Genomic DNA, 8,702 nt, shown 5'->3' with positions numbered 1-8,702 from the left:
CTTCCACGATCTGGACGAAACGCGCTTCGTCATCCTGGATCTGGTGCGCCGGCAGTTGAAGGGAACCCAGCCGCTCTCCCGCCCCGACCCGTCGCTGGAGATGGACGCCTTCCAGGAGATCCTGAAGCGCACGCTCGGCCCACAGGGCGCTGGCGCAGGCGAAGAACAGCCCGGCGCGCAGGAAGACGCGGTGAAGCTCCCGGCTGGCGCGGGCGTAGCGCAGCCCGGCGCGCAGAGCGCCGCCGAACTGCTCCGACAGCGCGTCGCGGGCGTCGGGGGCGCGCCGCCACCACAGCAGGGCGGCCACGACGATGACGTAGGAGGTCACATCCACGGCGTAGGTGGCGGCGGCCCCGGCGGCGGCCAGGATCGCGCCGCCCGCCGCCGGGCCGATGGCGCGGGCGATGTTGATGCCCAGGCTGTTCAGCGCCACAGCCCCCTTCATCTCGCCGCGGGGCACCAGTTCCGGCACGATGGACTGCCAGACCGGCGCCATCAGCGCCGCCCCGACCCCGCCCAGGAAGGTCAGCCCGGCGATCGACGCCACGCTGGCGACCCCCAGCGCCGCCTGGATCATCAGGGCGGCGCTGACGCAGGCCAGCAGGCACTGGATGACGATCAGCATCCGCCGCCGGTCCATGATGTCGGACAGCACCCCCGCGGGGATCGCCAGCAGGAAGATGGGCAGCGACCCCGCCGCCTGGATCAGCGCCACGGTGGAGGGCGAGCCCGACAGGTCGAGCACCAGCCACGCGCTCGCCACGTCGCGCATGAAGGTGCCGACGTTCCCCAGCACCGCCGCCGCCCACAGCACGGCGAACAAGCGGTTGCGCAGCGGCGCGAAAGCGCTGGCGCGTTGGGGCGGCGGCGCGGCGCCGGGGGACGGAACGGCGTCGGCGGTCATGTCCTGTGCTTCCCCCCGCCTCACACCGCCCAGCAGCCGCAGCCGAACACGCCCCAGAAGCCGCGGGCGTCCGACGAAGGCACATCGGCGCCCAGCGCCGCCGCATGGTCGTGGCCGTGCACGGCGCAGCCGGAATGGCAGGCGCATTCGGCGGCCTGTCTCTGCGCCGTCCTGGGGTCGCGGTGATAGCCGCCCACCGTGGCGACCGGCGACCAGTCGGGCATCGGCTTGGGCAACGGCGGGGCGAGGCTGCCGTAATCCCCTTCCCCATGCACCACGGCCCCTCCCAGCAGGGTCAGGACCGAGCGGATGTGGGGAATGCGGTCCTCCGGCACCGACATGTAATCGTCGCTGAGCAGCGCGGCGTCGGCGAGTTGCCCGGCTTCGATCCGGCCCTTCTTGCCCTGCTCGTTGGAGAACCAGCTGTTGGCCTCCGTCCACAGGCGCAGCGCCGTCTCGCGGTCCAGCCGGTTCGCCATGGGATAGAGCGACAGCCCGCCCACCGTCCTGCCGGTGACCAGCCAGGACAGCGAGACCCAGGGGTTGTAGCTCGCCACGCGGGTGGCGTCCGTTCCGGCGCCCACCGGCACCCCGGCGGCCAGCATCCTGGCGATGGGCGGCGTCGCCTCGGCGGCCTTGGCGCCGTAGCGCTCCACGAAATACTCGCCCTGGTAGGCCATGCGGTGCTGCACGGCGATGCCGCCGCCCAACGCCGCGATGCGGTCGATGTTGCGCTCGCTGATCGTCTCCGCGTGGTCGAAGAACCAGTTCAGCCCGTGCAGCGGGATGTCCCGGTCGACCTTCTCGAACACGTCCAACGCCCGCCCGATGGTCTCGTCGTAGGTGGCGTGCAGCCGCCAGGGCCAGCGCCGTTCGGCCAGAAGGCGGACCACCGGCTCCAGGTCGGTTTCCATGTTCGGCGGCATCTCGGGCCGGGCGACGCGGAAGTCCTCGAAGTCCGCCGCGGAGTAGACCAGCATCTCCCCCGCCCCGTTCAGGCGGTAGCGGTCGTCGCCGTCGCCCGGCTTCACCTTGTCGGACCAGGTGGCGAAGTCCTGCAACTCCTCCTTCGGCTTCTGGGTGAACAGGTTGTAGGCGATGCGCAGGGTCATCGCGCCGTCGGCGTGCAGCTTCTCGATGATCGCATAGTCGTCGGGGTAGTTCTGGAAACCGCCGCCCGCGTCGATCACGCTGGTCACGCCGAGTCCGTTCAGCTCCCGCATGAAATGGCGGGTGGAGTTGACCTGATACTCCTCCGGCAGCTTCGGCCCCTTGGCGAGCGTGGCGTAGAGGATCATTGCGTTGGGCAGGGCCAGCAGCAGGCCGGTCGGGTTGCCCGCGGCGTCGCGCTGGATCTCGCCGCCCGGCGGGTTGGGCGTGTCCTTGCCGTAGCCCACCGCCCGCAGCGCCGCCCCGTTCAGCAGCGCGCGGTCGTAGAGGTGCAGGATGAAGACCGGCGTGTCGGGGGCCGCCGCGTTGAGTTCCTCCAGCGTCGGCAGGCGCTTCTCGGCGAACTGGTGCTCGGTGAAGCCGCCGACCACGCGCACCCATTGCGGGGCCGGCGTGCGGGCGACCTGGGCGCGCAGCATCGCCATGGCATCGGCCAGCGTCGGCACGCCGTCCCAGCGCAGTTCCATGTTGTAGTTCAAGCCGCCGCGGATGACGTGGATGTGGCTGTCGATCAGGCCGGGGATCAGGCGGCGGCCCTTGGCGTCGATCACCGCGGCGCCGGGAACCGCGGCGGCGCGCACGTCGGCCTCCCGCCCCACGGCGAGGAAGCGCCCGTCGCGGACCGCCACGGCATCGGCCTCCGGGTTGGCGCGGTCGAGCGTCGTGATCCGGGCGTTGACGATCAGAAGGTCGGATGACGGCATGGCGGTGCTCTCAAGGCGGGGAATGGAATGGGCAGCGGGGGCAGCGGGTCTCCGGATCAGACCCGGTCCCCGGGCGCGGAATCCGGCGGGTTCCCGGCTTGCGGCCCCAGGATGTGGCGGGCGCAGTCGTTCTGGATGAAGGCCAGAACCGGCTGGCCGGCGAGCAGCCGCTTGACCACCGGCACGGCCTGTTCGCCGACCAGCATGCCGAGCAGACCGATCAGGGCGATGGTGGGCGGTGCGGGGGAACGGACGCCGAGCAGCGCATAGATGACGCCGACCAGGACGCCGGCGCCGAGGGAAAGCAGATAGGGCATCATGGCGGGCCTGTCCTTCCGCATGGACGGGAAAAGGCGGGCCGGCCCCGGGGAGGGGAAGCAGGGCCGGCCCGCCCCGGCACCGGAAAACGAGGCGCCGGAAAACGAGGCGCCGGAGGTCAGGCGGCGGCGCTGTGGCCACCTTCCGACGCACCGAACATCGACTTGGCGTAGATGATGCCCAGGCCGTAGGCGCCGCCGTACTTCTTCGCGATGCCGGTGGTCAGGTCGTAGGTCTCGCCGCGCGCCCAGTCGCGCTGGAGTTCCAGCATGTACTGGAGCGCGGTCATCGGGCGCACGCCGGCCTGGACCATGCGGTCCATGGCGCGCTGGTGCGCCTCCATCGACACGTCGCCGCAGGCGTCGGCGATGACGTAGACCTCGAAGCCCTGGTCGATGGCCGACAGGGTCGGGCCGACGATGCAGACCGAGGTCCACAGCCCGCAGAAGACCAGCCGGGTCTTGCCCAGCCCGTTCACCCGCCGGATGACGTTGGCGTCCTCCCAGGTGTTCATGGAGGTGCGGTCGGTGATCTCCGCCCCCGGAAAGGCGTCGGTGATCTCGGAAAAGATCGGGCCGGAAAAGCTCTTCTCCGCGACCGTGGTCAGGAGCGTCGAGACGCCGAAGCCGGCGGCGGCGTGGGCGACCAGCGCGGTGTTGGTGCGCAGCGTCGTTGCGTCGATGGAATGGGTCGCGAAGGCCATCTGCGACTGGTGGTCGATCATGATCAGCGCATGATCCTTCGGCGACAGGAGGGTCTTGCCCGGAGTCGCCGTGGCGGTGATGGTCATGTCTCTGTCCTCTTCTTTTTTGGCGCCTGCGATCAGCCCAGGGTGATCGGCCCGGCGTGGGTCGAAGCATCGGCCAGGGACGGAGGACCGCGACATTGAACTTGCGTTTGCCGACCCTATACCTTGGTATATCAGGCCAAGGCACCGCCCGCCGCCGGTGCCGGACAGGGTAAAGGGACAGGGTAGAAGAACGACGTGACCCGACAGCCGGGCGAGCGACGGTGATGCGCACAGGCGATGCCCCCGGAGACCAGCGGTTTCTTCTGGCGACCCTGCCCCCCGGCGCGGGGCAGACCCGGCTGGCCGCCGGCACGGTGCTGGGGCTGCTGGCGGCGCTGGCCATCGCCGCCCCCTTCGCCCGCCTGCCGCTGGACGGGACCGCGGTCCTGCTGCCGGCTTACGCCACGGCGGTTCTGCTGACCGAGCTGATGACCGCCGTCCTGCTGTTCGCCCTCTACGCGACCCAGCGCACGCCGGCCCTGCTGGCGCTCGCCGCCGGCTATCTGGTCACGGCGCTGCTGATCGTTCCCTGGGCCCTGACCTTCCCCGGAGTCTTCGCGCCCGGCGGGCTGCTCGGTGCCGGGTTGCAGAGCACGGCCATCGTGGCCGCCGGGCCCCGCCTCGGCCTGCCGCTGTTCATCCTGGCCTACGCGCTGCTGAAGGCCGCGGAGGCCGGACCGCGCGACGCCCACCGCCCGGCCCTGCCCGCACTCGCGGGCGGCGTGGCCCTGGCGGCGGCGCTGGCCGGGGGCATCACGGCTTTCGCCCTGGCCGGCGGCGACGCCCTGCCGCGGCTGATGGCCGACACCATGCGGGAAACGCCGCTGTGGCGGGTCGTGCCGGTGACGGCGCTGGCGCTCTGCGCCGCCGCCCTGGCCGTCCTGTGGCGGCAGCGGCGCTCCGTCCTCGATCTCTGGCTGATGGTCGCCCTGGCCGCCTGGGTCATCGAGACCTGCCTGCTGAGCTTCCTCAGCGCGGGACGCTTCAGCGCCGGCTGGTGGTCGGGGCGGGTCTTCGGGCTGGCCGCCTCCAGCGTCGTCCTGCTGGTGCTGCTGGCGGAGATGACGACGCTCTACGGGCGGCTGGTCCGTTCGGTGGCGGCGGAGCGGCGGGTGCGCGACGCGCGGCTGGCCAGCCTGGAGGCGCTGTCCGCCTCCATCGCGCACGAGGTGAACCAGCCGCTGGCGAGCATGGTGACCAACGCGGGCGCCGGGCTGCGCTGGCTGGACCGCCCGGCGCCCAATCTGGTGGAGGTCCGGGCCGCGCTGAAGCGGATTTCCGACGACGGGCACCGCGCCGCGCGGGTCATCGCCTGCATCCGCGACACCTTCCGCAAGGCGCCGCCCCAGCGCAGCCGGCTGGACGTCAACGGCGTGATCCGCAGCGCGCTGGACCGCACGGAGGGCGAGCGCCGCCTGAACCGCATCGCCGTCCGCACCGACCTTCAGCAGCGCCTGCCGCCGGTGAACGGCAGCCCGGTGCAGCTCGAGCAGGTGCTTCTGAATCTGATCGCCAACGCCGACGACGCCATGAGCGGCGTCACCGACCGTCCGCGCGTGCTGAGCATCCGCTCGCGCCGCCGCGGGCTCGCGGACGTGCTGGTGTCGGTGGAGGACACCGGCACCGGCCTGCAACCGGCGCAGGAGGAGCGGCTGTTCGAACCCTTCTTCACCACCAAGGAGCATGGAATCGGCATGGGGCTGACGATCTGCCAGTCGATCGTGGAGGCGCATGGCGGTCGGCTGTGGGTGGCCGCCAACCATCCCCACGGCGCCGTCTTCCGCTTCACCCTGCCCGCCGACGACGAGCCGGAGCGGCCCGCGGCGGGCGCCTCCCTGGAGCGGACGCGATGACCGACCGCTCCGCCATGGCGGTGGAAACGCCCTTCGTCGCCATCATCGACGACGATCCGTCGATCCGGGAATCGCTGGCCAGCCTGCTGCGCTCCGTCGGGCTGGCCCCCCTGCCCTTCGCCTCGGCGCAGGAGTTCCTTCACCACCGCCGGCCCGACGCGCCGGGCTGCCTCGTGCTGGACGTGCGGCTTCCCGGCCAGAGCGGGCTGGAGTTCCAGCGCGAGCTGGCCGGAGCGGGCATCCATCTGCCGGTGGTCTTCATCACCGGACACGGCGACATCCCGATGTCGGTGACGGCGATGAAGGCCGGCGCCGTCGAGTTCCTGGCAAAGCCCTTCCGCGACCAGGACCTGATCGACGCCGTTCATACGGGCATCGAGCGCGACCGCGACCGCCGCCGCGCCATGGACGCCCTGTCCGACCTGCGCGGACGCTTCCGCAGCCTGACCCCGCGCGAGCGTGAGGTCATGGGGCTCGTCGCCGCCGGGCAGCTCAACAAGCAGATCGCCGCCGAGCTGCGCCTCAGCGAGATCACCGTGAAGGTCCACCGCGCCAGCGTGATGCGCAAGATGCAGGCGAAGTCCCTGCCCGATCTGGTGCGCATCGCCGACAAGCTGGCCCCCGGCGGCGACTCCTGACCGCTCCTCAGCCGCCCTTGATGAAGGCCAGAAGGTCGGCGTTGAAACGGTCCTGATGGGTGGCCGTCAGCCCGTGCGGCGCCCCTTCGTAGACCGTCAGCGTCGCCTGCGGCGCGATTTCCACCGCGCGGCGGGCCGCCGCGTCGATGGGCACGATCTGGTCGTCGTCGCCATGGATGAACAGCGCCGGGACCGTCATCCTCCTCAAATCCTCGGTGAAGTCGGTTTCCGAGAACTGCTCGATGCAGTCGTAGGCGCCCTTGATCCCGGCCATCATGCCCTGAAGCCAGAAGGATTGCCGCAGCCCTTCCGACACCTTGGCCCCGTCGCGGTTGAATCCGTAGAAGGGCATGGTCAGGTCCAGAAAGAACTGCGACCGGTCGTCGTAGGTGCCCTTGCGGATGCCGTCGAAGACCTCCTTCGGCAGGCCGCCGGGGTTGGCCGCGGTCTTCAGCATGATCGGCGGCACCGCCCCGACCAGCACGGCCTTGGCGACGCGCCCGGTGCCGTGCCGCCCGATGTAGCGGGCGACCTCGCCGCCGCCGGTGGAATGGCCGACCATCACCGCGCCGCGCACGTCCAGCGCGTCCAGCAACTCGGCCAGATCGTCGGCGTACTGGTCCATGTGGTTGCCGGTCCAGGTCTGGTCGGACCGGCCGTGGCTGCGCCGGTCGTGCGCGATGACCCGGTAGCCCTGCTGGCCGAAGAACAGCATCTGCCCGTCCCAGGCGTCGGCGCTGAGCGGCCACCCGTGCGAGAAGACGACCGGCTGGCCGCTGCCCCAGTCCTTGTAGAAAATTCCGGTGCCGTCCCTGGTGGAAATCCTGCTCAATTCCCCCTCCTTTTTCGGGCGCGCGAAAGATCCGCGGTGGAACGGGAAGGCGGATAGCGGCCTTTCCATGGGCAGCGCGGAACGTCGTCTTCGCCACAACAGTGCCGCAGGCGGCCCGGCCTGGAAACTATACGGAGGTATCGGTGGGATGCCCGTGCGTATGGGAGGGGGCGCTCAGCCCACCCCGCCCGCCAGCACGCCGGGAAGGATGCGCTCCAGCGACAGCCGGTCGAACGCCCAGTCCCGATGGGCGGCCAGCAACCGCCCGCGGCGGTCCGGGTCGTCCCGCAGCGCCGCCAGCCGTTGCACGGCCTCCTCCCCGTCGCCGAAGGTCAGCTCCGCCTCGACGGGGCCGAACAGCAGGCCGGTGCCGGCGTGCCGCCAGCTCACCAGCAGGCCGTCGCGCTTCAGGATCTCCAGGGTGCGCGGGAAAACGGCGGTGTCGTAGGCGAGGCTTCCGAAATCCAGGCAGGCGGCGGCTTCGTGATAAAGGGTGCGCGGCTGCGCGGACACCGGGTGCGCCGCGATGCCGTGCCGGTCCCAGCCGTCCCCCCACAAGGCGAAGGAGGCACCGAAGGCGGCGCGCAGGGCGGCGGCGAAACGCCGCCGGTTCTCCACCGCGAAGGCCGCGGTGAAGGCCCGGTTGAAGGCCAGGGTCCAGGCGGGGTCGGCGGACGGCCCGGCCAGCCCGCACAGATCCATGGCCTCCGCCCGGTGCAGCGCCGGCTGCGCGCGCATCGCCTCGGCGACGGCGGCGGCGGCGCGCAGGACGGCGGGGTCGGCGGGCCCCACGGGCGGAAGCCCCTGCCCCAGATACAGGAAGCGCCCGGCGATCCCCGGCCTCTCGCCATCGTCCCCGCCCTCCCCCGTCATGGCGCGGTAGGGGTAGCGGACCAGCCCCGGATCGGCCTGCGACATCCAGCGTTTGTAGAGATGCACCGTGCCGTCGCCGTCGCGCAGGGCGCAAATCCAGGGATGCACCCCCAGCGGGGCGTGGAACACCCGCGTCAGGCCCAGCCGCCCGCACTGTTCGGCCACGCCGGGGCACATGCACCACATGCGGATGTTCCAGCGGGCCATCCAGCGGTCCGCCTCCTCGACCGCGGCGCGGGTGGTGGCGGCGACCTCCTCCAGCGGGTGCTTCAGGCAGATGTGGACGACCGCCGGGCGGGTGCCGAAGGACGCCACGTAGGCGATCAGCATCTCCACCGTGTCGCGCGGGATCTCGAACAGGTTCAGCGCCAGGATGGCGTCGATGGGCCGGTCGATCACCTCCTGCGAAACGTCGGGAAGCGCCAGCACCGAGTCATGGCCCAGCGCGATCAGGGCGGCGTGGATGGACCAGAGGATTTCCGATGTGCCCTGCCCGCAGAGAAGCACGCGCATCGCCGGCCCCTTACGCCCGCCGGCGGAACAGGGCCGCGGCCTCGTCCAGCAGCGCGGCGAGGCGGGCGGCGTCGCCGCCCTCGCCCTGGACCGCCGCGAAGCGGGCG

General features: G+C 71.5%; 8 protein-coding genes. 2 read left to right on the top strand and 6 right to left on the bottom strand.

Features of this window, described 5'->3' with window-relative positions; all coding sequences use genetic code 11:
- The 4 genes from QSG27_RS25745 to QSG27_RS25730 form a co-directional block, all read right to left on the bottom strand.
- The coding region (locus QSG27_RS25745; RefSeq protein WP_306711222.1) for an MFS transporter at nt 1-904 on the bottom strand (904 nt) is incomplete at its 3' end.
- Nucleotides 905-924: 20 nt separating this feature from the next.
- Nucleotides 925-2,778 carry an amidohydrolase gene (locus QSG27_RS25740; RefSeq protein WP_306711220.1) on the bottom strand — a complete coding sequence of 618 codons (1,854 nt, stop codon included), beginning with the start codon at nt 2,776-2,778 and terminating at the stop codon, nt 925-927.
- Between the two features lie 56 nt (nt 2,779-2,834).
- Nucleotides 2,835-3,098, bottom strand: a complete 264-nt coding sequence (locus QSG27_RS25735) for a XapX domain-containing protein (RefSeq protein ID WP_306711217.1) — start codon at nt 3,096-3,098, stop codon at nt 2,835-2,837.
- A 116-nt stretch (nt 3,099-3,214) separates the two neighbouring features.
- On the bottom strand, nt 3,215-3,886 hold the full coding sequence (locus QSG27_RS25730; protein WP_306711215.1) for a hydrolase: 672 nt from the start codon (nt 3,884-3,886) through the stop codon (nt 3,215-3,217).
- A gap of 224 nt (nt 3,887-4,110) precedes the next feature.
- On the opposite strand from QSG27_RS25730, the gene QSG27_RS25725 reads away from it, so the two are divergent.
- Together QSG27_RS25725 and QSG27_RS25720 are read left to right on the top strand one after the other, a co-directional pair.
- Nucleotides 4,111-5,739, top strand: a complete 1,629-nt coding sequence (locus QSG27_RS25725) for an MASE4 domain-containing protein (protein WP_306711213.1) — start codon at nt 4,111-4,113, stop codon at nt 5,737-5,739.
- Nucleotides 5,736-6,377, top strand: coding sequence for a response regulator transcription factor (locus QSG27_RS25720; RefSeq protein WP_306711212.1), 642 nt, complete (start codon nt 5,736-5,738; stop codon nt 6,375-6,377). Before QSG27_RS25725 ends, QSG27_RS25720 begins: the two co-directional genes overlap by 4 nt.
- Before the next feature lie 7 nt (nt 6,378-6,384).
- Here the strand turns inward: QSG27_RS25720 and QSG27_RS25715 are convergent, their stop codons facing one another.
- Nucleotides 6,385-7,209, bottom strand: coding sequence for an alpha/beta fold hydrolase (locus tag QSG27_RS25715; RefSeq protein WP_306711210.1), 825 nt, complete (start codon nt 7,207-7,209; stop codon nt 6,385-6,387).
- A gap of 174 nt (nt 7,210-7,383) precedes the next feature.
- A complete protein-coding gene (locus QSG27_RS25710; protein WP_306711208.1) occupies nt 7,384-8,595 on the bottom strand; it encodes a glycosyltransferase family protein in 1,212 nt (403 codons plus the stop codon).
- Nucleotides 8,596-8,702: the final 107 nt, after the last annotated feature.

Source organism: Azospirillum isscasi (assembly GCF_030849505.1).
In the GTDB taxonomy this organism is placed as follows: Bacteria; Pseudomonadota; Alphaproteobacteria; order Azospirillales; family Azospirillaceae; genus Azospirillum; species Azospirillum isscasi.
This window is presented reverse-complemented; position numbering and strand designations above follow the sequence as displayed.

What these genes read in the sequence shown, in the direction of transcription:
- QSG27_RS25730 (WP_306711215.1), bottom strand. Translation starts at nt 3,886, where the DNA reads ATGACCATCACCGCCACGGCGACTCCGGGCAAGACCCTCCTGTCGCCG.
- QSG27_RS25710 (WP_306711208.1), bottom strand. Translation starts at nt 8,595, where the DNA reads ATGCGCGTGCTTCTCTGCGGGCAGGGCACATCGGAAATCCTCTGGTCC.
- QSG27_RS25725 (WP_306711213.1), top strand. Translation starts at nt 4,111, where the DNA reads ATGCGCACAGGCGATGCCCCCGGAGACCAGCGGTTTCTTCTGGCGACC.
- QSG27_RS25720 (WP_306711212.1), top strand. Translation starts at nt 5,736, where the DNA reads ATGACCGACCGCTCCGCCATGGCGGTGGAAACGCCCTTCGTCGCCATC.
- QSG27_RS25735 (WP_306711217.1), bottom strand. Translation starts at nt 3,098, where the DNA reads ATGATGCCCTATCTGCTTTCCCTCGGCGCCGGCGTCCTGGTCGGCGTC.
- QSG27_RS25740 (WP_306711220.1), bottom strand. Translation starts at nt 2,778, where the DNA reads ATGCCGTCATCCGACCTTCTGATCGTCAACGCCCGGATCACGACGCTC.